Origin of the sequence: Kitasatospora sp. NPDC006697, assembly GCF_042869935.1 — a bacterium.
GTDB lineage: Bacteria > Actinomycetota > Actinomycetes > Streptomycetales > Streptomycetaceae > Kitasatospora.
In genome coordinates this window covers 21,948-48,112 of the sequence record NZ_JBIAGU010000045.1, presented here as the reverse complement: position 1 = coordinate 48,112, position 26,165 = coordinate 21,948, and the positions used below count along the sequence as shown (strand labels likewise).

Annotated in this window: 23 protein-coding genes; 16 read left to right on the top strand and 7 right to left on the bottom strand. The window is 73.3% G+C overall.

What is annotated here, in order from left to right:
• Positions 1 to 31: 31 nt before the first annotated feature.
• Genes ACFYNO_RS38475 through ACFYNO_RS38460 form a run of 4 tightly spaced genes read right to left on the bottom strand, consistent with a single transcriptional unit; the run spans position 32 to position 4,411 of the window.
• Positions 32 to 757: a FadR/GntR family transcriptional regulator gene (locus tag ACFYNO_RS38475; protein ID WP_388022709.1), complete on the bottom strand. Its 726-nt coding sequence runs from the start codon at positions 755 to 757 to the stop codon at positions 32 to 34.
• A 2-nt stretch (positions 758 to 759) separates the two neighbouring features.
• Positions 760 to 1,779 (bottom strand): ABC transporter permease, encoded by a 1,020-nt coding sequence (locus tag ACFYNO_RS38470; protein ID WP_388022706.1) that lies wholly within the window; start codon positions 1,777 to 1,779, stop codon positions 760 to 762.
• A complete protein-coding gene (locus tag ACFYNO_RS38465; RefSeq protein WP_388022705.1) occupies positions 1,763 to 3,307 on the bottom strand; it encodes a sugar ABC transporter ATP-binding protein in 1,545 nt (514 codons plus the stop codon). Before ACFYNO_RS38465 ends, ACFYNO_RS38470 begins: the two co-directional genes overlap by 17 nt.
• A gap of 57 nt (positions 3,308 to 3,364) precedes the next feature.
• Complete coding sequence (locus ACFYNO_RS38460; RefSeq protein ID WP_388022702.1) at positions 3,365 to 4,411, bottom strand: sugar ABC transporter substrate-binding protein; 1,047 nt, start codon at positions 4,409 to 4,411, stop codon at positions 3,365 to 3,367.
• Positions 4,412 to 4,730: 319 nt separating this feature from the next.
• On the opposite strand from ACFYNO_RS38460, the gene ACFYNO_RS38455 reads away from it, so the two are divergent.
• The 9 genes from ACFYNO_RS38455 (at position 4,731) to ACFYNO_RS38415 (ending at position 14,425) form a co-directional block, all read left to right on the top strand.
• A complete protein-coding gene (locus tag ACFYNO_RS38455) occupies positions 4,731 to 5,582 on the top strand; it encodes a fumarylacetoacetate hydrolase family protein (protein ID WP_388022700.1) in 852 nt (283 codons plus the stop codon).
• A gap of 11 nt (positions 5,583 to 5,593) precedes the next feature.
• Positions 5,594 to 6,952, top strand: a complete 1,359-nt coding sequence (locus tag ACFYNO_RS38450; protein ID WP_388022698.1) for an L-fuconate dehydratase — start codon at positions 5,594 to 5,596, stop codon at positions 6,950 to 6,952.
• Positions 6,949 to 7,713, top strand: a complete 765-nt coding sequence (locus ACFYNO_RS38445) for an SDR family NAD(P)-dependent oxidoreductase (RefSeq protein WP_388022696.1) — start codon at positions 6,949 to 6,951, stop codon at positions 7,711 to 7,713. Before ACFYNO_RS38450 ends, ACFYNO_RS38445 begins: the two co-directional genes overlap by 4 nt.
• Positions 7,710 to 8,711, top strand: a complete 1,002-nt coding sequence (locus ACFYNO_RS38440; RefSeq protein WP_388022693.1) for an aldo/keto reductase — start codon at positions 7,710 to 7,712, stop codon at positions 8,709 to 8,711. Before ACFYNO_RS38445 ends, ACFYNO_RS38440 begins: the two co-directional genes overlap by 4 nt.
• The gene (locus tag ACFYNO_RS38435) at positions 8,708 to 9,019 is read left to right on the top strand and encodes an L-rhamnose mutarotase (RefSeq protein WP_388022691.1); all 312 of its coding nucleotides are present in this window, start codon (positions 8,708 to 8,710) and stop codon (positions 9,017 to 9,019) included. The genes ACFYNO_RS38440 and ACFYNO_RS38435 overlap by 4 nt, the downstream gene beginning before the upstream one ends.
• Before the next feature lie 144 nt (positions 9,020 to 9,163).
• A complete protein-coding gene (locus tag ACFYNO_RS38430) occupies positions 9,164 to 10,234 on the top strand; it encodes an expansin EXLX1 family cellulose-binding protein (RefSeq protein ID WP_388022688.1) in 1,071 nt (356 codons plus the stop codon).
• Positions 10,235 to 10,334: 100 nt separating this feature from the next.
• Positions 10,335 to 10,865 (top strand): SigE family RNA polymerase sigma factor, encoded by a 531-nt coding sequence (locus tag ACFYNO_RS38425; protein WP_388022685.1) that lies wholly within the window; start codon positions 10,335 to 10,337, stop codon positions 10,863 to 10,865.
• Positions 10,862 to 11,656: a hypothetical protein gene (locus ACFYNO_RS38420; protein WP_388022684.1), complete on the top strand. Its 795-nt coding sequence runs from the start codon at positions 10,862 to 10,864 to the stop codon at positions 11,654 to 11,656. Before ACFYNO_RS38425 ends, ACFYNO_RS38420 begins: the two co-directional genes overlap by 4 nt.
• 426 nt (positions 11,657 to 12,082) lie before the next feature.
• Positions 12,083 to 14,425, top strand: a complete 2,343-nt coding sequence (locus ACFYNO_RS38415; RefSeq protein ID WP_388022681.1) for an alpha-L-fucosidase — start codon at positions 12,083 to 12,085, stop codon at positions 14,423 to 14,425.
• A 73-nt stretch (positions 14,426 to 14,498) separates the two neighbouring features.
• On the opposite strand, the gene ACFYNO_RS38410 is transcribed toward ACFYNO_RS38415, so the two are convergent.
• The 3 genes from ACFYNO_RS38410 to ACFYNO_RS38400 all read right to left on the bottom strand — a co-directional run bounded on the left by ACFYNO_RS38410 (position 14,499) and on the right by ACFYNO_RS38400 (position 19,024).
• Complete coding sequence (locus tag ACFYNO_RS38410) at positions 14,499 to 15,986, bottom strand: SulP family inorganic anion transporter (protein ID WP_388022680.1); 1,488 nt, start codon at positions 15,984 to 15,986, stop codon at positions 14,499 to 14,501.
• 101 nt (positions 15,987 to 16,087) lie between these two features.
• Entirely contained in the window at positions 16,088 to 16,690 is a 603-nt protein-coding gene (locus ACFYNO_RS38405; protein WP_388022679.1) for a carbonic anhydrase, read from the bottom strand.
• Between the two features lie 330 nt (positions 16,691 to 17,020).
• Positions 17,021 to 19,024 (bottom strand): beta-galactosidase trimerization domain-containing protein, encoded by a 2,004-nt coding sequence (locus tag ACFYNO_RS38400; protein ID WP_388022676.1) that lies wholly within the window; start codon positions 19,022 to 19,024, stop codon positions 17,021 to 17,023.
• A gap of 300 nt (positions 19,025 to 19,324) precedes the next feature.
• Between ACFYNO_RS38400 and ACFYNO_RS38395 the strand changes: the two genes are divergently transcribed.
• From ACFYNO_RS38395 to ACFYNO_RS38365, 7 genes are read left to right on the top strand one after another with little or no spacing between them, the layout of a single operon-like run.
• Positions 19,325 to 20,107 (top strand): FadR/GntR family transcriptional regulator, encoded by a 783-nt coding sequence (locus tag ACFYNO_RS38395; protein ID WP_388022674.1) that lies wholly within the window; start codon positions 19,325 to 19,327, stop codon positions 20,105 to 20,107.
• A 6-nt stretch (positions 20,108 to 20,113) separates the two neighbouring features.
• Complete coding sequence (locus ACFYNO_RS38390) at positions 20,114 to 20,980, top strand: amidohydrolase family protein (protein ID WP_388022672.1); 867 nt, start codon at positions 20,114 to 20,116, stop codon at positions 20,978 to 20,980.
• A complete protein-coding gene (larA, locus tag ACFYNO_RS38385) occupies positions 20,977 to 22,266 on the top strand; it encodes a nickel-dependent lactate racemase (RefSeq protein ID WP_388022671.1) in 1,290 nt (429 codons plus the stop codon). The genes ACFYNO_RS38390 and larA overlap by 4 nt, the downstream gene beginning before the upstream one ends.
• Complete coding sequence (locus tag ACFYNO_RS38380) at positions 22,263 to 23,384, top strand: glycerate kinase (protein ID WP_388022668.1); 1,122 nt, start codon at positions 22,263 to 22,265, stop codon at positions 23,382 to 23,384. The genes larA and ACFYNO_RS38380 overlap by 4 nt, the downstream gene beginning before the upstream one ends.
• Before the next feature lie 29 nt (positions 23,385 to 23,413).
• A complete protein-coding gene (gene larB, locus ACFYNO_RS38375) occupies positions 23,414 to 24,094 on the top strand; it encodes a nickel pincer cofactor biosynthesis protein LarB (RefSeq protein WP_388022666.1) in 681 nt (226 codons plus the stop codon).
• The gene (gene larC / locus ACFYNO_RS38370; protein WP_388022665.1) at positions 24,091 to 25,284 is read left to right on the top strand and encodes a nickel pincer cofactor biosynthesis protein LarC; all 1,194 of its coding nucleotides are present in this window, start codon (positions 24,091 to 24,093) and stop codon (positions 25,282 to 25,284) included. The genes larB and larC overlap by 4 nt, the downstream gene beginning before the upstream one ends.
• On the top strand, positions 25,281 to 26,150 hold the full coding sequence (locus ACFYNO_RS38365; RefSeq protein ID WP_388022663.1) for an ExsB family transcriptional regulator: 870 nt from the start codon (positions 25,281 to 25,283) through the stop codon (positions 26,148 to 26,150). Before larC ends, ACFYNO_RS38365 begins: the two co-directional genes overlap by 4 nt.
• The last annotated feature ends 15 nt before the right edge of the window (positions 26,151 to 26,165 follow it).

Genomic DNA, 26,165 nt, shown 5'->3' with positions numbered 1-26,165 from the left:
GGTCGGACCGTTCTGGGGGTTCGGGCGGGGTTCACGGGTCGAGCAGGCCGGAGCCGTCGGCTGCGCCGCCGGCCAGCCACTCCTCCACCGCGGCGACGTGCACCGCGCTGGCGCTCGCCGCGAGCAGCGCGTCCCGGGCGGTGAGGGCGCGCCAGATCGCCTCGTGCTCGCGGTGGGCCTGCTCGCGCGCGGTGGTGGAGGGGGCTCCGCCGGCGGCGGGCCGGGGGGCCCTGCCGCGGATGATCCGCAGGCGCTGGGTGTGGGTGGAGAGGATGCCCAGCAGGGTGGAGAGCACCGGGTTGCCGACGGCATCGGCGATGGTGCGGTGGAACTCGATGTCCAGCTCGATGAACTCCTCGATGTCCTCCGCCTCGGCGCTGCGGTCGAGGAGGGCGCGCAGGGCGCCGAGCTGGTCGCCGGTCAGCAGGCCGGCCGCCAGGGCGGCGACCGGCGGCTCCAGCAGCCGCCTGACCTGGAGCAGTTGCTGGGCGCTGGCGCCGTGCGAGACGTCCGCGGCGAAGGCCATCGCCTCCAGCAGCAGGTGCGGCTCCAGGCCGGAGACGAAGGTGCCGTCGCCCTGCTTGGTGACCAGGATCCGCATCGCCGTCAGGGCGCGCACGGCCTCGCGCAGCGAGCTGCGGGAGAGGCCGAGCTGTTCGGACAGATCGGCCTCGTTGGGCAGCCGCGCCCCGGGACGCAGGACACCGCCGACGATCATCTCCTTGATCTTCTCGATCGCCTGGTCGGTGACCGCCACGGTCACTCCTGCTTCTCGCCGGAGGCGAAGCGGGAGACGATCAGGGCGAGGATGATGATCGCGCCGTTGAGGAACTGGTTCCACAGCGGCGGGACACCGGCCAGGGTCATCACGTTGACGACCAGCTGGAGGGTGAGCACGCCGGTGAGGGCGCCGAAGAGGGTGCCGCGCCCGCCGTTGAGGCTGACGCCGCCGATGACGGTGGCGGCGAAGACCTGGAAGATCCAGCCGTTGCCCTGGTCGGCGGAGATGGAGCCGTAGTGGCCGGTGTAGAGGACGCCGGCGAAGGCGGCCAGGGCGCCGCCGAGGATCAGGACGCTCCAGACGATCCGGTCGACCCGGATGCCGGCGGCGCGGGCGGCTTCGGCGTTGCCGCCGATCGCGTAGAGCGCGCGGCCGTGGCGCAGCCAGGCCAGGGCGCAGCCGCCGAGGAGGAAGAGCAGGGCGCAGATCCAGATCGCGGCGGGGGCGCCGAGCCAGCTGGCGCCGCCGAGGTAGCGGAAGGAGCTGGGCACGTTGACGATGGACTGGCCCTGGGAGACGGCGACCTGGAGGCCGCGCAGCAGGGTGAGGGCGCCGAGGGTGACGATGAAGCCGTTGAGGCGCAGCTTGAGGATGAGGAAGCCGTTGATCGCGCCGATGGCGGCACCGACGGCCAGGCAGACCGGGATGGCGGTCCAGCTGGGGAGCAGGCCGATGCCGTTGAAGCGGCCGCCGTGGTCGGGCAGGACCAGCCACATGGCGATGACGGGGGCGACGCCGATGGTGGACTCGAGGGAGAGGTCCATCCGGCCGGCGATCAGGATCAGCGCCTCGGCCAGCACCAGCAGGCTCAGCTCGGTGGCCTGCTGGCCGACGCCGAGCAGGTTGTCGGTGGTGAGGAAAGCCGGGGAGACGGCGAAGCCGATGATCCCGAGGACCAGCAGCACGGGGACCAGCGACAGGTCCCGGTAGCGGGCCAGGTCGATCCGACGGCCGGTGGGAGCCGGTGCGAGGGCGCTCGGTTCAGTGGTCGCAGACATGCTCTTCCTTCGGATCGTTCGTGGCGGTCATGCCCTCCATGGCGGTGACCAGTTGTTCGTCGCTCCAGCCGTGGGCGAACTCGGCGACCACCCGGCCGTGGAACATCGCCAGCACCCGGTCGCAGACCCGCAGGTCGTCGAGCTCGTCGGAGACGATCACCGCGGCCTTCCCGCTGTCGGCGACCTGGCGGATGGTGCCGAGCAGGGACTCCTTGGACTTGATGTCCACGCCGTTGGTGGGCCGGATGGCGACCAGCACGTGCGGCTCGGTGGCCAGCGCCCGGGCGATCACCACCTTCTGCTGGTTGCCGCCGGACAGGTCCGAGACCGGCACCTGCGGCCCGGGGGTCTTGATGTCCAGGCCGGCGATCATGCGCTCGGCGAAGGCCCGGGTCCGGGAGGGGAGCACGGTGCCGAACGGGCCGAGCTGGTCGGTGACCGTGAGGGTGGCGTTCTCGGCGACGCTGCGCTGCGGGACCAGGCCCTGGAGGTGGCGGTCCTCGGGGACGAAGCCGATGCCGGCGGCGAGCGCGGCCGGGACCTGGCCGCCGCGGACCGGCCGGCCGGCCACGGTGATGGTGCCCTCCTTGGGGCGGTGCAGTCCGGCCAGGGTCTCGCCGACCTGGACGTTGCCGCTGCCGGCGGCGCCGGCCAGGCCGACCACCTCGCCGGCCCGGGCGGTCAGCGAGAAGTCCCGGTAGGCGCCGGCCAGGCTCAGCCCGGCGGCCTGGAGAAGCGGTTCGCCGTCCGGCACCGTGCGGCCGGCCACCGACCAGGCGGGTTCGGCGCCCCGGCCGGCCTCCCCGGTCATCGCCTCGACCAGGGCCTGCTGGCCGAGCTCGGCCACCGGGGCGGTGAGGATGTGCCGGGCGTCCCGGTAGACGGTGACCGTCCGGCAGACCTCGTACACCTCCTGGAGGTGGTGCGAGATGAAGAGGAAGGCGACGCCCTGCTCCTGGAGTTCGCGCAGCTTGGCGAAGAGCCGCTCGATGCCGCGGGCGTCCAGCTTGGCGGTCGGCTCGTCCAGGATGATGAACCGGGCGCCGAACGAGAGCGCGCGGGCGATCTCAATGAACTGGCGCTGCTCAACGGTCAGTTGCTCGGCCCGCGCGGTGGGGTCGACGTCCACGCCGTACTCGGCGAGCAGCTCGGCCGCCCGGCTGCGCAGCTGCTTCCAGCTGACCGGTCGCAGCGCGCCGGAGCTCTGCCGGTTCAGGAACAGGTTCTCCGCGACGCTGAGCGCGGGGATGATGGTGGAGCGCTGGTAGACGCAGGCCACCCGGGAGCGCCAGGCGTCGGTGTCGCCGGGCGCGGGGGAGGGCTCGCCGTTGAAGCGCAGGGTGCCGGTGTCCGGCTGCTGAAGGCCCGTCAGGATCGAGACGAGCGTGGACTTGCCGGCGCCGTTGCGCCCGACCAGCGCGTGCGACTCGCCGGGGGCGACGGAGATGCGGGCGTCGCTGAGGGCGACGGTGGCGCCGAAGCGCTTGCTGATGCCGTCGGCCTCGACGACGGGGCTGGGATCCGCCATGGCGGGTGTCCTTTCGCGGTGGTACCCGGGCCCGAACGGAGCGGGCCCGGGGACGGATCAGTGGCCGACGTTGTTGCCCCAGAGGGACTTGTCGTCCACGTTGTCCTTGGTCACCAGCGGGGCGGCGAGCTGGTCCTCCAGGCCGTTGGGCAGCGTGATGATGGTGGAGTCGTGGTCGGTCGGGCCGGCCTGGAAGGTCTTGCCCTCGGCGGCGGCCTCCGCGTAGAAGAGCGCGTACTTGGCGTACAGGTCGGCCGGCTGGGAGACGGTGGCGTCGATCTGGCCCTGGCGGATCGCGTCGAACTCCTGCGGGATGCCGTCGTTGGAGACGATGGCGATGTGGCCCGGCTGGCCCACCGGCTTGAGCAGGCCCTTCTGCTGCAGCAGGGCGAGGGTGGGCTGCAGGAAGGCGCCGCCGGCCTGCATGTAGATGCCGGCCAGATCGGAGTTGGCGGCGAGGGTGGACTGCAGCTTGGCGGAGCCGACGTCGCCCTTCCAGTCGGTGGCCAGCTCGATCACCTGCATGTCGGGGAACTCGCTCTTCATGCAGGAGGCGAAGGCCTCCGAGCGGTCCCGGCCGTTGATCGAGTCCAGCGCGCCCTGCAGCTCGGCCACCTTGCCCTTGCCGCCCAGCTGCTTGCCCAGGAACTCGCAGGCCTTGGTGCCGTACGCCTTGTTGTCGGCGCGCACCACCATGTAGACCTGCCCCTTGTCCGGGCGGGTGTCCACCGAGACCACCGGGATCTTCTTCGAGGCCAGGGTGTCCAGGGTGGAGGCGATCGCGCCGGTGTCCTGAGGGGCCATCACGACGGCCTTCGCGCCGGTGTTCTCGAAGACCTGCACGTTGGCGACCAGCTTGGTCACGTCGTTCTGCGAGTTGCTGACCGGCAGGGTGTTCAGGCCCTGGGACGAGGCGTCCGACTTGATGTACTGCCCGTAGGAGTTCCAGAAGTCGGTGTCGGCCCGGGGGAGGTCGATGCCGATCTTCGGCTTGCCGGCGGCGGCGGAGCCGGAGGAGCTGCCGCGGTTGCAGGCGGTGGCGAAGCCCGCGAGCAGGACGACCGAGGCGGCCGTGGCGGCGATTCTGGCGGTGCGAGCCTTCATGGTGGGTGGGTCTCCTTGGCTGGGAAGGCCTGGGCCGTGACGTGGACCGGGAAAGGGGCCGATCGCGGCCGGGTTGCGGTGCCCAGCCTCGTATCCCCTTCCGCAGTCATCGGATGGATCGCGGTAGGGAGGACCATACGAGGCAGTCATCCGGCTGACAAGGGGAGTCCTCGGATGATTCGCAACCGTGACACAGAACCCGCTAGATAGCAGGTCCCATGGGACATCGGATGAGTCCTTGCGGCGGCGGCGAGGTCGCTCGTATGGTTCGGAGTGCGCTTATAGATCGGATGTATCGAAGCGTGAGGAGTGACGGACCATGAAGGTTATGCAGCTCGGCGATCCCGGAGCCGAGACGCCTGCGGTGCTGGCTGAGGACGGGCGCACCTACGCGCTCTCCGGGCTGACCATGCGGGTTGACGGGGCGTTCCTTGCCGGGGGTGGGATCGAGCGGGTTCGCCGGGAGTTGGCGGCGGGTGCGCTGCCCGAGTTGGATCCCGCGGGTCTGCGGGTGGGGGCGCCGGTGGCGCGGCCGGGCAAGGTGGTCTGCATCGGGTTGAACTACCGGGACCACGCCGAGGAGACCGGCGCTGCGATCCCGCCCCGGCCGGTGGTCTTCATGAAGGACCCGGCGACGGTGGTCGGGCCGTATGACGACGTGCTGATCCCCCGGGGTTCGGTGAAGACCGACTGGGAGGTGGAGCTGGCGGTGGTGATCGGCCGCCGGGCCCGCTACCTGGCCGACCCGTCCGAGGCGGCCGGTGTGATCGCCGGCTACGCGGTCAGCAACGACGTCTCCGAGCGCGAGTTCCAGCTGGAGTTCTCCAGCCAGTGGGACCTGGGCAAGTCCTGCGAGACCTTCAACCCGCTGGGCCCCTGGCTGGTCACCCCCGACGAGGTCGGCGACCCGCAGGCACTCGGCCTGCACCTGGCCGTCAACGGTGAGCAGCGCCAGTCCGGCAACACCAAGCACATGATCTTCGACGTGGCCCACGTGGTCTGGTACCTCAGCCAGTACATGGTCCTCAACCCCGGCGACGTGATCAATACCGGCACCCCGGCCGGCGTGGCCCTGGGCCTGCCCCACACCCCCTACCTGCGTGCGGGCGACACCGTCGAGCTGTCCATCGACGGCCTGGGCACCCAGCGCCAGACCCTCGTGAACGCGTGAAAGGCACCACGTTGTCCGTCATCACCGCCATCGACACCCACGACGTCCGCTTCCCCACCTCACGGGAGCTGGACGGGTCGGACGCGATGAACCCCGACCCCGACTACTCCGCCGCCTACCTGGTCCTGCGCACCTCCGACGACAGCCACCAGGGCCACGGCTTCACCTTCACCATCGGCCGCGGCAACGACGTGCAGGTCGCCGCCATCCAGGCACTGCGCCACCACGTCATCGGCCGCCCGGTCGCCGAGCTGTGCGCCGACCCCGGCGCGCTCTACCGCGACCTGATCGGCGACAGCCAGCTGCGCTGGCTGGGCCCCGAGAAAGGCGTGATGCACATGGCCATCGGCGCCGTGGTCAACGCCGTCTGGGACCTGGCCGCCAAACGCGAGGGCAAGCCGCTGTGGCAGCTGCTCGCCGACGCCGAACCCGAGTGGCTGGTCTCCCAGATCGACTTCCGCTACATCAGCGACGCCCTCACCCCCCAGGACGCCCTGGACCTGCTGCGCAAGGGCAAGCAGGGCGCGGCCGAGCGGGCCCAGCGGCTGCTGGAGCGCGGCTACCCCGCCTACACCACCTCCCCGGGCTGGCTGGGCTACTCCGACGAGAAGCTGATCCGCCTCGCCAAGGAGGCCGTCGCGGAGGGCTTCACCCAGATCAAGCTGAAGGTCGGCGCCGACCTGGCCGACGACGTCCGCCGCTGCGCGGCCGCCCGCACAGCGGTCGGCCCCGACATCCGGATCGCCATCGACGCCAACCAGCGCTGGGACGTCGACCAGGCCATCGAGTGGACCAACGCCCTGGCCGCCTTCGACCCGTACTGGATCGAGGAGCCCACCAGCCCCGACGACATCCTCGGCCACGCCGCCATCCGCCGCGGCGTCGCCCCGGTCAAGGTCGCCACCGGCGAGCACGTACAGAACCGCATCGTCTTCAAGCAGCTGCTCCAGGCCGGCGCCATCGACATCCTCCAGCTCGACTCCGCCCGCGTCGCGGGCGTCAACGAGAACCTGGCGATCCTGCTGCTGGCCGCCAAGTTCGGCATGCCGGTCTGCCCGCACGCCGGCGGCGTGGGCCTGTGCGAACTGGTCCAGCACCTGTCCATGTTCGACTACGTGGCCCTGTCCGGGACCACCGAGAACCGGGTCATCGAGTTCGTCGACCACCTCCACGAGCACTTCCTGGACCCGGTCGTGATCGAGCACGGCCACTACAAGGCGCCCACCCTGCCCGGCTTCTCCGCCGAGATGCACCCCGCCACCATCACCACCTTCGAATACCCGAACGGCGAATTCTGGACCGCCGACCTGGCCGGCACCCAGCTGCCCGCCCAGGCCGCCGATACCGCCGAGAAGGAGCTGACCGCGTGAGCACTCCCGAACTGGACGGCCTCAGGGCCGTGGTCACCGGCGGCGCCTCCGGCATCGGCCTGGCCACCGCCATCCTGCTCGCCGGGCGCGGGGCCCGGGTCGCCGTGCTCGACCTCGACCCCAGCGGCGCACCTGAGCCGCTGCTCGGCTTCACCGCGGACGTCAGTGACGACGAGTCCGTGCGCACCGCGGTCGCGGCCGCGGCCGGGGCCCTGGGCGGGATCGACATCCTGGTCAACAACGCAGGCATCGGCGCCGCCGGCACCGTCGCGGACAACGACGACGAGCAGTGGCACCGGGTCCTGGACGTCAATGTGCTCGGCATCGTCCGCACCACCCGGGCCGCACTGCCCCACCTGCGGGAGTCCGCAGACGCGGCGATCGTCAACACCTGCTCGATCGCCGCCACCGCCGGCCTGCCCCAGCGCGCCCTCTACTCGGCGAGCAAGGGCGCGGTACTCTCGCTCACGCTGGCGATGGCCGCGGACCACGTGCGGGAGGGGATCCGGGTGAACTGCGTCAACCCCGGCACGGTGGACACGCCGTGGGTCGGGCGGCTGCTCGACGCCGCCGCCGACCCGGGCGCCGAGCGCGCCGCGCTGAACGGACGCCAGCCGACCGGACGGCTGGTGAGCGCCGAGGAGGTGGCCGCCGCCATCGCCTACCTCGCCTCCCCCTCGGCCGGCAGCACCACCGGCACGGCCCTCCAGGTGGACGGCGGTATGGCCGGGCTGCGGCTGCGGCCGGAGCCCCGGGAATGACGTTCCGTCAGAGACCGCTCGGCAGCAGCGCCGTGGCGATGACCGAACTCGCCTTCGGCGCCGCCGCGATCGGCAACCTGTACACCCCGGTCGACGACGCACAGGCCGAGCAGGCGGTGGAGGCCGCCTGGCAGGAGGGCATCCGCTCCTTCGACACCGCCCCGCATTACGGGCTGGGCCTCTCCGAGCGCCGGCTCGGTGAGGCCCTGCGCGGCCGGCCCCGGAGCGAGTACACGGTCTCCACCAAGGTCGGCCGGATCCTGGAGCCGGCCCCGGCAGCCACCGGCGACGACCTGGCCAACGGCTTCGCGGTGCCCGCCACCCACCGCCGGCGGTGGGACTTCACCGCCGACGGGGTGCGGCGCTCGATCGAGGAGAGCCTGAACCGGCTCGACCTGGACCGGATCGACATCGCCTACCTGCACGACCCCGACGACCACGCCGAGCAGGCCCTCACCGAGGCCTACCCTGCGCTGCACCGGCTGCGCGAGGAGGGCGTGCTCGGCGCCATCGGCATCGGCATGAACCAGGCCGAAGTACCGGCCCGGTTCGTCCGCGAGACCGATCTCGACGTGGTGCTGCTGGCCGGCTGCTACAGCCTTCTGACCCAGCGCGGCCTGGCCGAACTGCTGCCGCAGGCCGCCGAGCGCGGGGTGGGCGTGGTGATCGGCGGCGTCTTCAACTCCGGCCTGCTCGCCGACCCCAAGCCCGGCGCCACCTTCGACTACGCGGCCGCCCCGCCCGAGGTCCTGAACCGCGCCCTGGAGCTGAAGGCGGTCTGCGAGCGGCACGGCGTGCCGCTGCGCGCCGCCGCGCTGCGCTTCCCCTTCGGCCACCCGGCCGTCGCCTCGGTCCTGGTCGGCACCCGCAGCGCCGCCGAGGTCCACGACTGCGCCGAGATGCTCCGCCACCCCGTGCCGGCCGCGCTCTGGGCCGAACTCAAGGAGCGCGGACTCCTGCCGCCCGAGGTTCCCACCCCCGAGGAGAGCTGCCGATGAGGATCGCCCTGCACACCCGGGTCCGTGAGGACCGGATCGCCGAGTACGAAGCCGCCCACCGCGAGGTGCCGGTGGAGCTCACCGACGCCATCCGCGCGGCCAGCGCCACCGAGTGGACGATCTGGCGCAGCGGCACCGAGCTCTTCCACCTGCTGGAGTGCGAGGACTACGCCCGGCTGCTCGCCGAACTGGAGGAGTTGCCGGTCAACATCGCCTGGCAGGCCCGGATGGGCGAGCTGCTGGCGGTCTCGCACGACTACTCGGAGGCGGGTGCCGAAGCCGGCCTCCCGGTGGTCTGGCAGCTGTGACAGCCGCTCGGAACGGCGCCCGGCCGGGGTCCGCCCCGGCCGGGCGCCGTTCCGTTGAAAAAAGTCCGGACCGTCCGGCAACCTTCTGGGCAGCAGCGGCAACCGAGCAGTGAGAGACCGGCTCGATCGACCGAATGGATGGCCATGAAGGCAACGAAGCACTCCGCCCCGCGACCCTGGACCGGGCGCGGGCCGACCGGTGGTGCCCCCCTGGCACTGCTGGCCGTCGGTGCCCTGGTCTGCCTGGCCGTGGTGTTCGCCTTCGGCGGCGGATCGGTCCGCGGGCACGCCACCGCGGCCTCCGCCGCCGCCACCACGGCGGCGCCGACGAGCCCGCCCTCCGCCGCCGGCGCCTCCGCGGAATCCGGCAGTGAGGCCGCCGAACCGTCGGCCGCCGCCACCGCTCCGGCCCCGGCATCCGCCACCCCGGCAGCCGCGCCCTCGGCCGTGCCTCCGGTCGCACCCGCGGCGACCCGCTCGGCCGCACCGTCATCCGCACCCCCGGTCCCGCCCGCGCCCGCGCCCACGCACACGGCCCCGGCCGCGCCGGCCGCAGCCGCGAGCGGCAGCGCGGGCCCGGCCCCCGCCACGGCCACCCTGGCGGGCCGGATCAAGCCGGGCGCCGCCAACCAGGGCGTGGCCACCGCCTACGACGCCGCCGACGGCAACGGCTCCTGCCTCTACGGACCCGCCGACGACATGATGGTCGCGGCGATGAACTACACCGACTACGAGACGGCCAAGGCCTGCGGCGCCTACGTCTCGGTCCGCACCGCGAGCGGCGCCGCCATCACGGTGCGGATCGTCAACGACTGCCCCGCGCCCTGCGCGCCCGGCCAACTCGACCTCAGCCAGCAGGCGTTCGCCAAGCTCGCCGACCTGTCGGTCGGCCGGCTCCCGATCACCTGGACGCTGCTGAGCCCCGAGACGGCCGGCACGATCTCGATCCGCTACAAGACCGGCTCCAGCAAGTGGTGGTGCGGCATCCAGGCGATCGGCCACCGGAACCCGCTGGCGGAGCTGGAGGTCCGCGACGGCAGCGGCTGGCGGCAGCTGCCGCGGGCCGACTACAACTACTTCATCTCCGCGGACGGAACCGGCTGCGGCGGCGAGCTGCGGCTCACCGACATCTACGGCCAGCAACTGACCGTGGACGGGACCACCGTGCAGCCGGACGTGGTGCAGCCCACCCGAACGCAGTTCGCCCGGCATTGACCGCGGCCGCAGCGGGCCGTTGCCGGGCGCTGTTATGCTGCCTCCCCGTTGTTAACGCGCACAAGCGTTTGACCTGTACTGATGAGAGGGCGACCGAGGGATGCTCCTCGATGACGCGTCCGCGGAGTTCCACGATTTCTTCGAACGCCACTACGCCGAACTGTCCCGGCTCGCCCATCTGCTGACCGGCGAGAGCGACGCCGCGGACGACCTGGCAGCCGACGCACTGGTGGCCCTCTGGCAGGGCTGGGACCGGCTGCGCAGGGCCGACCATCCGGTGGCCTACGCTCGCGGAGTGGTGGCCAACATGGCGCGGGAACGGATCCGCGGCGCGGTCCGCGAGAGACGGCGGATCACGCTGTTCTGGACCCGTGCCCCGGAACGGACCGACGGGCCGGACGTGGCGGCCGTACTGGACGTGCGCACGGCGCTCGCCCGCCTGCCGTTCCGCAAGCGGGCGTGCGTGGTGCTGCGCCACGCCTTTGACCTGTCGGAGAAGGAGACCGCGCTGGCCCTGGGCATATCGGTCGGCACGGTGAAGAGCCAGACCTCGAAGGGAATGGCCGAGTTGCAAGGGCTGCTCGGCTCACGAGCGGCCGGCCAACTGGTGGCAGGGAGGAGGAACCGGTGAACGAGGACATTGCCCAGCGGCTGCGTGAGGCCGCCTGGGCACACCAGCCCGACCGCGCCAGGATGCTGGCGAGGGTCGAGCGCGGCGCCGCTGCCGGCGGAGCCGGCACCGGCGCGGTCCGCCGGCACCGGCCGTCGCGCCTGCGGGCCCTGCCGAAGGCCGCGCTCGCCGGCCTGGCGGCCGGCGGACTGCTGGCGATGGGCGGCCTGGCGATGGCCGGCATCGCCGTCACCTCGCCGTCCACGGGCACCGTGACCGTGACGACGCCGGCCGAGCCGTCGCCGTCGGGGACCACCGGTGCGCCCGAGACGCCGTCCGCCCCGCCCGCCCCGGTGGTGCCGCCCCCGGCCGCCACGCCCAGCAGCCCGCGCCCGACCCCGTCGGCCGGCGCGCAGGCGCAGAGCGGGTCACTCTGGTCGGCCGGCTCGGTGGACTCGCACAGCTCGGTCTACTGGAGCCAGGAGAACCTGGTCCTGAAGACCGGCCAACCGCTCACCTCGCTCACCGTGGAACTGCGCTTCGCGCAGACCGGCGGCCTGCAGGACACCGGCAACTGGCGCACCCTGCCGCCCGACGACTTCACGGTCACGGTGCAGCAGAGCGGCGGCACGCTGGTCTACCGCTGGGTCCTCAAGCCGGGCCGCACGGTGCCGGCGGGGCAGCACGAGTTCGCCGGCCAGTTCAACCACGCCGTCGGCATGCGCAGCGCCACCGGCGACACCTACCGGGTGGACGCGCAGGGCCCGGCCGGCCCGGCCACGGTGCAGGGAGGCTTCGGCCCGGGGCGCTGACGCCCGCGACACGACCCGTGCGCCCGCTCGGCGCACGGGTCGTCAGCGCTGCCCCGAGCCTGTGACATCGGATGAATCAGGCCAGTCGACCGTGTTCGGCCGCTGAGGTGACCCGATGTCCCCGCCGCTGGCACAGTGGCCAGCTAGCCGGTCAGTGAACCCGATCCACCGCTCTGGCCTGGATACTTGCCCGCTCCTTCGTGATCCGTCCGATCACCGAAGGCGGATGATCCGCTTCTCGCGGTCGGCGGCGGGCGGCATTGATCGTCACGATACATCGGGTTGATTGCCGCTCAGGGCCTTGACATGTCATGGCAACAGCCGGGATACATGAACTCTGGCTCGCGGAGCCACCCCAACGAGCCTCCCAGAGCAATCGGAGCAGCCATGTCAGGATCCATCGATCGCAGAAGTGTCCTCACCGGTATGGCAGTTGCGAGCGTCGCCGGTGTCGTCGGCTTAGGGCCGGGCGCCGTCGCGGCCGAGGCCGCGGTAGTCGAGGGCGACCCGCTGCCCCTGGTGCCGCTGCGCGTCCCGAAGCAGGACCAGGGTGTCTGGCAGCAGCCGGACAGCAAGATCCAGTGGATGCGTGACAACAAGCTGGCCCTGTTCATCCACTGGGGCGTCTACTCCGCGGCGGCCCAGGGCGAGTGGTACGAGTTCAACTCGAAGGTCCAGCCGAGCGCCTACCGGTCGCAGTGGGCCGGCTCCTTCGCCAGCCAGTCCGCGCACTACGACCCCGCCGCCTGGGCCCAGTTGGCCACCCAGCTCGGCGCCGCGCAGGTGGTGCTGACCACCCGTCACCACGAGGGCTTCGCCCTGTGGCCGAGCGGCCACCCCAACGCCTGGACCGCCGGCGACACCCCGTTCCCGGCCGGCACGGACTTCGTCAAGGGGTATGTGAACGCGGTGCGCGCGGCCGGCCTGCGGGTCGGGCTCTACTACTCGCCGATCGACTGGCGCTACCCCGGCTACTACGACGTCACCGGCGCGACGCCGCCGAGCCCCGCGCTCACCTCCGACTGCGTGCTGCCGAACAGCCCCTACCCGTGGAACTACGAGGGCACCAACCCGGCCGGCTTCGACTACCACGAGAACGCCCGGACGTTGAAGAACGAGGTGTACCAGTCCGTCAAGGAGCTGGTCACCGACTACGGCGCGATCGACGACATCTGGTGGGACGGCGGCTGGCTGGCGCAGCAGGGCACCGACGCGGCCGGCTCGTTCTTCTGGGAGCCCGGCCAGTACCGGGACCCGAACAACGGCTGGCAGGTGGACGCGGCGTACGGCGAGACCGAGGCGGGCACCGGCAGGCCGCTGGGCCTCGCCGGACTGGTGCGCCGGCACCAGCCGAACGCCGTGGCCAACTCGCGTTCGGGCTGGGTGGGCGACTACGACCTGGAGGAGGGCAGCTATGTCACCAGCGGGCCGATCAAGTCCGGCCGCCTGGTCCAGAAGGCCTTCAGCCTGGGCGGCGCCTGGGGCTACAACGGCAGCAACAGCTCGATGTCCTTCTCCTCGGCCCTGGCCGTGCTGGTCAACGCCTTCGTCCGCGACATGTGCGTGATCGTCAACGTCGGCCCGGACGCCACCGGCGCGGTCCCGAGCGCCCAGGCGGCGGTGATCCAGCAGCTCGGCGGCTTCATGAGCGCCAACCACGAGGCCGTCTACAGCACCCGTGGCGGCCCGTGGAACCCGGTCGACGGCCAGTACGGCTTCACCTTCGCCAACAGGACCGTCTACGCGCACCTGCTGGCGGGCTACAACGGCGGCAACAGCTTCACCACCCCCTCGCTGGGCGACGCCAAGGTCACCGCCGTCTACGGCGTGGTCTCCAAGAACGCGCTCTCCTTCAGCACGAGCGGCGGCAACAGCGTCACCGTCACCGGCATCGACCGCACCCGCTACCCCGACGACACCATCGTGGCGATCGTGCTCGACCGCACGGTGGTCCCGACCGACCTCGCCCTCAACCGCACGGTCACGGCCGACAGCCAGCAGACCGCACAGGGGAACCCGGCGTCCAACGCGGTGGACGGGGACACCTCCACCCGCTGGTGCGCGACGGACGGCGACACCGGCCACTGGCTCCAGGTCGACCTCGGTTCGGTGCACTCGCTCACCGGTGTGCGGATCGCCTGGGAGCAGCTCGGCAACGCCTACGCCTTCCGGATCGACGGCTCCAGCGACGGCTCCAGCTGGTCGACCCTGTCCGACCAGACCCGGAACACCACGCCCGCGCAGGTGCAGGCGCTGACCTTCACCGGCCAGGCCCGCTACGTCCGGGTCACCGTCACCGGCGGGGTCAACTCCAACGTCTACGCGTCGATCCGGTCGCTGGAGGTCTACGACCGCGCCTTCCTGGACCCGTCGCTCGTCGGCGGCGACCTGGCGCTCGGCAAGCCCGCCAGCTCCTCCTCCAACGAGAACAGCTCGCTGGCGGCGGCCAACGCCTTCGACGGCAACCCGGCCACCCGGTGGTCCAGCCAGTTCTCCGACCCGCAGTGGCTCCAGGTCGACCTCGGCTCCAGCCAGTGGATCAGCCGGGTGATCCTCAACTGGGAGTTCTCGCACGCGACGGCCTACCAGATCCAGATCTCCAACGACGCCGCCAACTGGACCACCCTCTACTCCACCACCAGTGGCAACGGCGGGGTGGAGAACATCAGCGGCCTGGGCGGCTCCGGGCGCTACGTGCGGATGCTCGGCACGGCCCGCGCCACCCAGTGGAGCTACTCGCTGTACTCGATGCAGGTGTTCAGCAGCTAGCGGCGGACCGACGGACCCGCACCAACGGGGCGGACGAGCCGGGGCCTCCCGGGGATCGGGAGGCCCCGGCCCGTCAGGCCGCCCTCGCCGGGAGCCCGATCAGCTCGGCGCGGCCACCGCGGTCTCGGCGCTCCCGCCACAGCTCCAGGGCGCTGCGGCAGGCGTGGTCGAGATGGCGCACGCCGGAGAGGTCGAGCCTGACCGGGCGGTCGGCGGGCAGCGCCTCCAGGGATTCCAGGGTCTCCAGCAGCCGGGGCAGCCGGAGGAAGGTGGCGTTCCCGTGCAGGGTCACCCGGACGGCACCGTCGGCCGGCTCGGTGACCGTGATGTGCAGGTGCGAGGTGTCCCAGGCGCTCTTGAGCACGGCGAGGAGCAGGCCGAGCAGCACGCCTTCGAGCAGGTTGGTGACCACGATGGTCAGGGCGGTGACCGTCAGGATCACCGCTTCGCCGCGATCGGCCCGCCAGAGCGGCCGCAGCGAGCGGACCGGGACCAGCTTCGCGCCGGCGTGCACCAGCACCCCGGCCAGGGCGGCGAGCGGGATGGCGGAGAGCGCGGCCGGGAACAGCGCGGCGAAGAGCAGCAGCCACAGTCCGTGCAGCACCCGAGCGGCCCTGGTGCGCGCGCCGGCCTGCACGTTGGCGGCGCTGCGGACGATCACGGCGGTCATCGGGAGCGCGCCGAGGAGCCCGCAGACGAGGTTGCCGACGCCCTGGGCGAGCAGTTCGCGGTCGTAGTCGGTGCGGGGGCCGTCGTGCAGGCGGTCGACCGCCGCGGCGCTGAACAGGCTCTCGGCCGAGGCGATCAGGGCGAACGCGAGCGCCGTGCCGAGGACGCCGACGCTGCCGAGCGCCGCGAGTTCGGCTCCGCCCGGCAGATTGACCACCCCCGCCAGACCGGCCACCCGGACCCGGGCGACCGGCAGGTCGAACAGGGCGGTGGCAGCCGTCGCGGCGGCGACGGCGGCGAGCGGTGCGGGCACCACCCGGATCCGGGCGGGCAGCCGCTTCCAGAGCACCAGGACCGCCACCGTTCCGGCACCGATCGCCACGGCGGCGAGGGCGTGCGGGCTCCCGGCGACGTCGGTGGCCAGGCCCGGGAGGCCGGCCAGCTTGGCGAGTCCGCCGGCCGGTCCCTTGGTGTCGGCCAAGGAGTAGAGCTGACCGGCGATCAGGACCAGGCCGATCCCGGCGAGCATGCCCTGGACGACGGAGACGGAGATGGCCCGGAACAGCCGGCCGAGCCGGGCGGCGCCCATGGCGAGCTGCAGCAGGCCGGCCGCGGCGGTGATGACGCCGAGGGCGGCGAGGCCGTGTTGCTGGACGGCGGCGAAGACCAGCACGGTCAGGCCGGCGGCGGGGCCGGACACCTGGAGGCTGCTGCCGGGCAGCAGCCCGGTCACCAGGCCGCCCACGATGCCGGTGAGCAGGCCGAGTTCGGCCGGCACGCCGGAGGCGACGGCCACGCCCACGCAGAGCGGGAGGGCGACCAGGAAGACGACGAGGGAGGCGGGGAGGTCAGAGCGCAGAGTGCTCAGCCGAAGGGCGGGACGACTGGTCATCGGGTCCTCGGGAGAGTGGTGGTGCGGACGGTGTCGGGAGGGCACGGGTGCACGGCAGGAGCCGCGGTCCGCTGTTCGTTCGCCTCGACTTCACGGCCCCTTCACAGCGGAAGGAAGAGGCCGGTGTCGGGCCGGTGCGCGAGCACCAGCCCGGTGTGGATCTCGTAGAACCAGCCGTGCAGCCGGATCAGGCCCTCGCGCGAGCGCCGCGCCACGGCCGGGTAGCCGCGGAGCCGGTCCAGCTGGGTGAGGACGTGGCGCTGCACGGGCTCGGCGACGGTGGGGTCGAACACGTCCGCCCCGTCCCCGCCGAGCTCGGCGGGATCGGCCTGGCGCAACCAGGCACGGACGGCGGGCACGACGCTGAGGTCCTCGCCGCAGACCACGGCGCCGACGGCACCGCAGTGCGAGTGGCCGCAGACCACGATGTCGCGGACGCCGAGCACCTCGACGGCGTACTCGATGGTGGCGCTCTCGCCCGAGGCCCGGTCGGACCGGTAGGCGGGGACGATGTTGCCCGCGGTGCGGAGTTCGAAGAGGTCGCCGGGGTCGGCGTTGGTGATCAGCGCGGGCACCACGCGCGAGTCCGAGCAGGTGATGAAGAGGGCCTGCGGTGCCTGGCCGCCGGCGAGGCCGGTCAGTTCCCGGCCGGTGTCGCCGGCGCGCTGCGGAAAGGCCCGGGCCCGGTCGATGAGCGGATCCATGGGGTTGATGCCTCCTTGGTGGTCCCGGCGGTCTCGACCGCGGGAGCGCTGTGCGGGCAGTGCCTAGGGGGCGTGCGGTTCCGGGCGGAGGCCGCTCGGCGCGACCGGTGCGGCACACCGGGCCGCCGCGTCGTCTCCGGTGTCAGCCCGGTGTTCTGATGGAGAGTCAAGAACGAGTAAAACACGGCCATGGTGACAGTAAAGGCGAATCTCAGGTTCAAGGTGTGTTGATATCGTCAACATCCTGTTGCGCCGAAAAGCCGATCGGCGTGGGGAGGCCCAGCGGGGCTCCCCACGCCGATCGGCGTGTTCCGGCTCGGTTGGGTGTGGTCAGTGCTCGACCACGACCATCGTGTGTCCGTCCAGGGAGGTGACCCGCAGGTGGAGGTAGGTGCCGTCGTGCTCCCAGGCCGGTTCCGCTCCGGCGGGCTGCAGCCGCACCGCGCGCGGCGCGTCCGCCAGTCGCAGCGAGACCGGGACCTCGACCAGCGGGAAGGGGTCGTGCACCAGGTCGAGCCCGGGCGTCTCGCGGGAGGGCAGGAAGCTGATCAGGTGCAGCACCGTGCCGGTGGCGGTGCGCACCACGCTGGTCTCCAGGTGGACCGGACCGCCGGCGCGGACCAGCGGGTCCGGCAGCAGGCGGTCCAGCGCGGCGCCGAGCAGCAGTCGGTACTGCTCCAGGCCGTGCTCGTGGAACTGCTCCAGCAGCGGGACGGCCACCGCCGCCACCCCGCCGCCGACCGCGACGGCCACCTCCTCGGTGGGGTCCGCCGGCGGCGTGTAGGAGTGGCCGCAGAACCGGTCCCAGCTGCGCGGGAAGTAGGGCGCCACCACCCGGGCGAGGACCTCCGCGCCGGCCGCGGCCCGGGCGGAGATCCGGGAGCCGTAGCTGATCACCGGGAAGTCGGCCGGGACACCCGGCACGCCCTCGCAGGCGAGGAAGGACTCGCCGGCCGGCGCGGGCGCCAGGTCCTCCACCGGCAGGCCGGGCAGGGCCGGCTCGATGCCCTCGGTGCCGTTGCGGAGCAGGGCGGGCCCGATCAGCAGCACGGCCCCGCCGCCCTCGCGGTACCGCTGCAGGCGCTCCGCCAAGGCGTCGTCGACCGGGGTCGACTCCGGCACCACGACCACCCGGTAGCCCGCCAGGTCCGCGGTCGGCGGGAGCAGGTCGAACTGCGCGCGGAGCTGCTGCAGCACCCGCACCGCGCCGATGCCGCTCGCGCCCGGGTTGTCGCCCAGCGCGGGGTCCACCAGCACGGCGAGCTCGCTGACCACCCGGCCGCCCTCGACGAACGGCTCGCAGCGCTCGACGTGCCCGTAGACCGAGCCGATCAGGTCGTAGACCGCGGGGGAGAGCGCACCCCGCGGATGCAGCACGTCGCCCACCCCGCGGGTCAGGCCCAGGCTGAGCATCTGGCTGGTCTCGTAGGCCAGCGCGGCCCGCGGCTTCAGCGCGGCGTTGTCGCCCCAGCTCTCGTGGAAGCGGCCGGTGTGGCTGAGCGTCGGCAGCTCCAACGGGCGTACGTAGCGGGCGACGTAGGGCAGGAAGGCGTAGCCCCAGCCGCCGGTCGGCAGGCCCTCGATCTCGACGTGGCGGACGTGCTTGCGCTCCTCGGCCAGGGCGGTCTTCGGCCGGCCGTTGAACCAGACGCCCATGGTGGAGCCGGCCGGCAGCGCCTGCTCCACCATCGCGGAGTAGCGGGCCATGTAGCGCTGGGCCACCAGGTCGGCGTACTCGGCCCGGTGGTCCGCGTCGGTCGGGTCCAGGCCCTCGCGGCGCATCCCGTCCACCGCCCAGCGGGTCGCGCTGGGCTGGGTCCAGCACATGTCGACGAAGATCCCGTCGACGGGGGCGAAGCGCCGCAGGACCTCGTCCAACTGGTCGGCGAAGTAGTCCGCGTAGGGGCTGGACAGGTCGAGCACGTGCCAGGCCGCCTCGAAGGCCCCGGCGCTCCACTTGGTGATCCGCAGGGACTCGTCGTGCGCGATCCACTCGGGGTGCTCCCGGGCCGCGTACTCGTCCACCTGGAGGGAGAGGTAGATCGGGGTGCGGATGCCCACCGAGTGCAGGGCCTCGATCTGTGCGGAGAGCAGGTCGAAGCCGGGGGCGAGACCGGGGTGGCGCTCCGGCCGGTCGGTCTCGTAGTAGAGGCGGCCGTGGTGGCACTTGGCGAAGAGGGTCACGCTGTCCACGTGGGCCTCGCGGAAGGTCCGGGCGAACTCGGCCGGATCGAAGTCCCGGCCGACGTCGGTGATCTCCGGGGCGGTGTGGAAGTCCAGGTGCACGGTCCTGAGCGGAAAGCGGCTCGGGTCAGGGGAGTTCGGGTGCGACACGGGGTCTCCTCAGTGGCGGCGCGGGTGGAGTCGGGGACCGGTGGGCGGTCGGTCCGGCGGACTCCGGCGCGCTCCTCGCCGGTCCTGCGCGGCGGTGGCGCGGGTCACGGCTCCTCATGCGGGTCAACCCTATACATTGGATGTATGTGGAGGAGCCCTTTCCTCGAGGCTCAGTGCTGGGTGCGGATGTTTCGCGAAAGTCGTGGTCACTGCGGCCTGTTGGCGGACAGCCAGTGCTCCCGGCCGCGCAGAATGATCCCCTCCCTTTCCAGACATAGGATCACCTGTTAGGTTGGCGCTGTGTCACTGACCGACCAGGCGATCACCCGGATCCGCCAGCTGATCCGCGACGGGGACCTGCCCCCGGGGGCCAAGCTGCCGTCCGAACCGCAGCTCGCCGCCACGCTCGGGCTCTCGCGCAACAGCATGCGCGAGGCGGTCAAGGTGCTGGTCGTCTCCCGGGTCCTGGAGATCCGGCGCGGTGACGGCACCTATGTGACCAGCCTGGCGCCCGCCCTGCTGCTGGAGGGCCTCGGCGGCGCGGTCGAACTCCTCCAGGGCGACACGGTGTTGGAGCTCACCGAGGTGCGCAGGCTGTTCGAGCCCGTCGCCACCGGCCTGGCCGCGACCCGGGCCACCGCCCAGGACCTGGCCGAAGTGGAGCGGCACCTGGCGGCGATGCGGGCGGCGCGGGAGGACATCGAACTGTTCAACCAGCACGACGCGGCCTTCCACCAGGCGGTGGTCCGGGCCACCGGCAACGAGACCCTGGCCGCGCTGCTGGAGCACATCGCGGGGCGCACCCTGCGGGCCAGGATCTGGCGCGGCCGGTCCGAGATCGGGGCCTCCGACCGGACCATCCGGGAACACGAGGCGATCCACGCCGCCCTGGTCGCCGGCGATCCCGAACTGGCCCGGGCCGCCGCACTGATGCACATCAACACCACCGAACGCTGGCTGCGCGAGCACCTGGCCGAAGGGGACCGGATCCCGTCCGGCCCGTCCGGCCTAGGGCAGCCGCCCGCCGGCCCGTCCGGTGCGACCGGACTCCCGGTGCCCCACGAACCGTCGACCGAGGAGTGATCGCGCGTGAGAATCGACGCGCACCACCACGTCTGGGAGCTCGCCAGGCGCCCGCAGGACTGGCTGGAGGAGCCGGAGGCGGCGCCGATCCGGCGTGACTTCAGCCTGGCCGACCTGGCGCCGCTCGCGCAGGCGGCGGGCATCGCGCGCACCGTGCTGGTGCAGGTGCTGCCGAGCCTCGCGGAGACGGAGGAGTTCCTGGCGCTGGCCGCCGCCGACCCGCTGGTCGCCGGTGTCGTCGGCTGGGTGGACCTCACCGCTCCCGGGGTCGCCGGGACCCTCGCCGCACTGCGGGCGGGGCGGGGCGGCGAACTGCTGACCGGCGTGCGGCACCTGGTCCAGGGGGAGGCCGACCCGGCCTGGCTCGCCCGCCCCGACGTCCGGCGCGGACTGCGCGCGGTGGGCGAGGCCGGCCTGCGCTACGACCTGCTGGTGCTGCCGCACCAGCTCCCGGCCGCCATCGACACGGTGCGCGCCCTGCCGGAGCAGGCCTTCGTCCTCGACCACCTCGCCAAGCCGCCGATCGCGAGCGGTGAACTGGCGCCCTGGGCCGAGCGGTTGCGCGAGCTGGCGGCCGAGCCCAACGTCTCCTGCAAGCTCTCCGGCCTGGTGACGGAGGCCGACCGGAACCGGTGGACGGTCGCCGACCTGCGCCCGTACGCCGAGGTCGTGCTGGACGCCTTCGGTCCCGAGCGCGTCATGTTCGGCTCCGACTGGCCGGTCTGCCTGCTGGCCGCCTCCTACGGCGAAGTCATCGGCGCTGCGGAGGAGATGACGGACCGTCTGGCGGAGCACGAGCGCGCGCTGGTCTTCGGCGGCACGGCGGCCCGGGTGTACGGGCTCGCGGAGAGCGCGGGGGAGGAGGCGGCATGAAGGTCCGACTCGCCTACGGCAGCACCGGCCTGGAGATCGAGGTCGACCCCGCCGTCACCACCGTGGTGGAGCCGCTGCACCACCCCGGCGCCGCCGACCAGACGGCGGTGCTCCGCGCCGCGCTGCGCCACCCGGTCGCCGGACCGCCGCTGCGCGAACGCGTCGCGCCGGGACAGACCGTGGCCATCTCGGCCTGCGACGGCACCCGCCCGCAGCCGCGCCACCTGATGATCCCGGCCGTCCTCGCCGAACTCGAGGGCATCATCCGGCCCGAGGACGTGGTGATCCTGGTCGCCACCGGCACCCACCGCGGGAACGACCCGGAGGAACTGCGGCGGATGTTCGGCGACGAGGTGGTCGACCGGATCCGGATCGTCAACCACGACGCCCGCGACTCCGCGCAGTTGGCCTGGATGGGCCACTGGGGCGACGGCGTGCCGGTCTGGCTCAACCGCGCATGGGTCGACGCCGACGTGCGGATCACCACCGGCTTCGTCGAGCCGCACTTCTTCGCCGGCTTCTCCGGCGGCCCCAAGCTGGTCGCGCCCGGACTGGCCGGGCTGGAGACGGTCCTGGTGCTGCACGACGCCAAGCGGATCGGCGACCGGCGGGCGACCTGGGGCAGCGTGCACGGCAACCCCGTGCACGACGACGTGCGCGCCATCGCCGACGGCACCGGCGTCGACTTCTCGCTGGACGTGGTGCTCAACCGCGAGCAGCGGATCATCGAGGCCTTCGGCGGCGACCTGCTGCCCATGCACGAGGCCGCCACCGCCGCCGCGCGGCGCCTGGCCATGCGTCCGGTGGACCGGCTCTTCGACGTGGTCGTCACCACCAACGCCGGCCACCCGCTGGACCAGAACCTCTACCAGTCGGTCAAGGGCATGTCGGCCGCCCACACGGTGGTGCGGCCCGGCGGGCTGATCGTCTGTGCGGCCGAGTGCCGCGACGGCTTCCCGGACCACGGCTCCTACCGCGAGGTGCTGGCCTCGGCGGCCTCCCCGCAGGCCCTGCTCGCCGAGATCGCGGCCAGGCCGCAGACCGTGCCCGACCAGTGGCAGGTGCAGGTCCAGGCGCGGATCCAGTCCTCCTGCCGGGTGGTGATGCACACCTCCCACCTCAGCGACGCCGAGCTGGCGACCGCCCACCTGGAACAGACCTCCGACATCTCGGCGACCGTGGCCGAGGCGCTCGCCGCCGCCGGCCCGGACGCCCGCCTGTGCATCCTCCCGGAGGGGCCGATGACCATCCCGTACCTGCGCCAGGACGAGGACACAACCGTATGACGCAGCGTCAGATCCTGGTCTGCCTGGACAAGTTCCGCGGATCGGCCAGTGCCGTGCAGGCCTGCGGCTGGCTCGCCGACGGGATCCGGGAGGCCGCGCCCGGACTGCCGGTCCGCGAGGCGCCGGTCGCCGACGGCGGCGAGGGCACGGTCGAGGCCTTCCGCGCCGCCGGCTACCGCACCGTGCCGGTCCCGGTCAGCGGCCCCACCGGCGAGCCGGTCACCGCCGAGCTGGCCGTGCTCGGCGACCGCGCGGTCGTCGAACTGGCCCAGGCCAGCGGACTGCACCTGCTGCCGCAGGACCGGCCGGCGCCGCTCACCGCCGCCACCGACGGCACCGGCCAACTGCTGCGCGCCGCACTGGACCTGGGCTGCCGGGAGGTGGTCCTGGCGGTCGGCGGCAGCGCCACCACCGACGGCGGCTCCGGACTGCTGCGGGCCCTCGGCGCCCGGCTGCTGGACGCCCGGGGCGAGGACCTCCCGCCGGGCGGCGCGGCCCTGGCCGAGCTGGCCGAGGCCGACCTGAGCGGCCTGGACCCGCGACTGCGCGACACCCGCCTGGTGCTCGCCTCCGACGTCGACAACCCGTTGCTCGGACCGGACGGCGCGGCCCAGGTCTTCGGCCCCCAGAAGGGCGCCGACAGCGACCAGATCGCCCTGCTGGAGACCGGGTTGGGCAGGTTCGCCCGGGTCCTGGCCCAGCAGACCGGCACCGACCTGTCGGGCCTGCCCGGCGCCGGCGCCGCCGGCGGAGCCGGTTTCGCCGTGCTGCTGCTGGGCGCCCGCCGGCAGTCCGGGGTCGAGGTGCTGCTCACCGAACTCGGGCTCGACGAGGAGCTGGACCGGGCCGCCCTGGTGGTGGTCGGCGAGGGCTGCCTGGACGCCCAGAGCCTGCGCGGCAAGGCCCCCGTCGGCGTCGCGGCCCGGGCCCGCCGGGCCGGCGTCCCGGTGGTGGCCGTCGCCGGGCGGGTGGAGGTCGCGCCCGCCGAACTGGCCGCCCACGGCATCGAGTCCGCCCACTCGCTCACCGAACGGGCCGGCAGCCCCCGGACCGCGATGGCCGAGACCCGCCGCCTGCTCCACGAGACCGGCGCCGAACTCGCCGCCCGGTTCGCCTGACCCACGGAACCCGCGAGGAACGGAAAGCCATGCACCCCACCCGCGTCCACGACCTCGAGTTCGCGCAGCTGGACCTCGGCCGCGAGCAGCGCCAGGGGCTGCCCGAGGTCGTCTACGGCCCCGGCAAGACGCCCGAGCAGATCCGGCGGATCGCCGACGAGCTGCTGCGGCACAACACCGGCCCGGTGCTGGTCACCCGGGTGGACGACGCGACCGCCGCCAAGGTCCTCGACGAGCTGCCGGGCGGCGACTACCACGCCCTGGCCCGGCTGCTGGTCTGGCGCCCGGCCGAGACGGACGGCTTCGAGCTGACCGTGGTCTCGGCCGGGACCTCCGACCTGCCGGTCGCGGCGGAGGCCGCCGCCGTGGCCGCCGCGGTGGGCCTGGCCGTCACCACCGTGCAGGACGTGGGCGTCGCGGGCCTGCAGCGGGTGCTGCGGGTGGCGGAGCTGCTGCAGGCGAGCGACGCGGTCGTGGTGGTGGCCGGCATGGAGGGCGCCCTGGCCAGCGTGGTGGGCGGCCTGGTCGGTTGCCCGGTGATCGCCGTCCCGGTCTCCACCGGCTACGGCGCCTCGCTGGAGGGGGTGACCGCCCTGCTGGCGATGCACGCCTCCTGCGCCGCCGGCGTCACCGTGGTCAACATCGACTCCGGGTTCGGCGCGGCGATGGCCGCGCACCGGCTCGCCTGGGCGGGGAGGCGGCGCGCGTGATCTGCTGGATCAACCCGTTCACCGGACTGGCCGGCGACATGCTGCTGGGAGCGCTGCTGGACGCCGGGGCGCCGCTGGAGCAGGTCCGGGACTCGATCGCGGCGACCGGCCTGACCGGCTGGGAGCTGGACGCAGTCCGGATCAACTCGCACGGCCTCACGGCCACCAGTGCCCGGGTGCGGGTCACCGACCACGCCACCGAGCGGCGGGCCGCCGAACTCATCGCCCTGGCCGCCGCCGCCCGCCCGGAGCCGGTGGCCGCGCTGGCCGTGGCGGCGCTCACCGAGATCGCCCGCGCCGAGGGCCGGCTGCACGGCACCGATCCCGCCGACGTCCACCTGCACGAACTCGGCGGCCACGACGCCCTGGTGGACATCGTCGGGGTCGCCGCCGCGCTGCACGCCCTCGGCGTCGCCGAGTTGGTCTGCGCCCCGCTGCCGCTCGGCACCGGCCGGGTCCGCTCCGCGCACGGCGTGCTGCCCTGCCCGGCCCCGGCCACCATGGCCCTGCTCACCGGGGCCGCGGTGACCGGCACCGACCTGCCCGGCGAGACCGTCACCCCGACCGGCGCCGCCCTGCTCCGCGCGGCCGGCACCCGCTACGGGCCGCCGCCGCCGATGACACCGGTGGCGACCGGCTACGGCGTCGGCACCCGGACCCTGGCGGACCGGCCCAACGTGGTGGCCGTGACCCTCGGCAGCCCGCCGGTGCCCTCGGCCGCGCAGTCGGCGGTCGAGGAGGTGGTGACCCTGGAGACCAACCTGGACGACGTCACGGGCGAGATCCTGGCCCACACCATCGCGCGCGCCCTGGAGCAGGGCGCCCTGGACGCCTGGACCACGCCGGCCGTGATGAAGAAGGGCCGGCCGGCCCAGGTGCTGCACGTGCTCGCCCGCCCGGCCGACGCCGGGGCGCTGCGGGAGCTGGTGCTGGCCGAGACGGGCACGCTCGGCATCCGGCAGACCGTGCAGACCCGGGTGGTGGCGCCGCGCCGGATGCGGACCGTCGAGGTGGACGGCGTGCCGGTCCGGGTGAAGCAGGGGCCGTTCGGCGGCAAGGCCGAGCACGACGAGGCCGCGGCCGCGGCGGCGCGCCTGGGCCTGCCGCTGCGCACCGTCGCCGACCGGGCCCGGCGGCTGGCCGAGGCGGAGCCGATCGGCGGTTCGACGAGGGAAGGCGGTACCCGGTGACCAGCGAATCCGACCAGGCCGGCGAGAAGGCGCTGACGCTGCTGGCGGTGGTGCGCGAGACCGGGCCGTTCGCGGTCGCCTACTCCGGCGGCGCCGACTCCGCGCTGGTGCTCGCGGCGGGCGTCCGGGCGCTCGGCGCGGGCGCCGTGCTCGCCGTGACGGCGGACTCGGAGAGCCTCGCCAGCGGCGAGCTGGCCGCCGCCCGAGCCGTGGCCGACACCCTCGGCGTGGCCCATGTCGCCCATCGGACACGGGAGTTGGAGAGCCCGGGCTACCAGGCCAACGGCCCGGACCGATGCTACTTCTGCAAGTCCGAAGTGCTCGACGGCATCCTCACCGTAGCCCGCGAGCACGGCTTCCGGCAGGTCGCCACCGGCACCAACGCCGACGACGCGGCCGACCCGTTCCGGCCCGGCATCCGCGCCGGGCGGGAGCGCGGCATCCGCACCCCGCTGCGCGACTCCGGCCTCAGCAAGGCGGACGTCCGGGCGATCAGCCGGCTCTGGTCCCTGCCGACCTGGGACAAGCCCGCCACCCCCTGCCTGGCCAGCCGGATCCGCTACGGCATCCAGGTGACCGGCCACCGGCTGAGCCGGATCGACCGGGCCGAGACGGCGGTCCGCGCGGTGCTCGACCGGGCCGGGCTGCCCGCCGCGCAGCTGCGGGTGCGCGACCTCGGCGACGCGGTGCGGGTCGAACTCGACGGCGGGACGGCGGCCCGGGCGGCCGGACTGGCCGAGCTGGCGGCGGCCGTGGCCGCCGCCGGCTTCGGCGAACTGCCGCTCACCGTCGAGCCGTTCGCCTCCGGCCGGCTCAACCACGAACGGCTCGACCAGCAACGGGCTTCGGCGGGCGGCGGCCGCTGACCCCAGGCCGCCGCG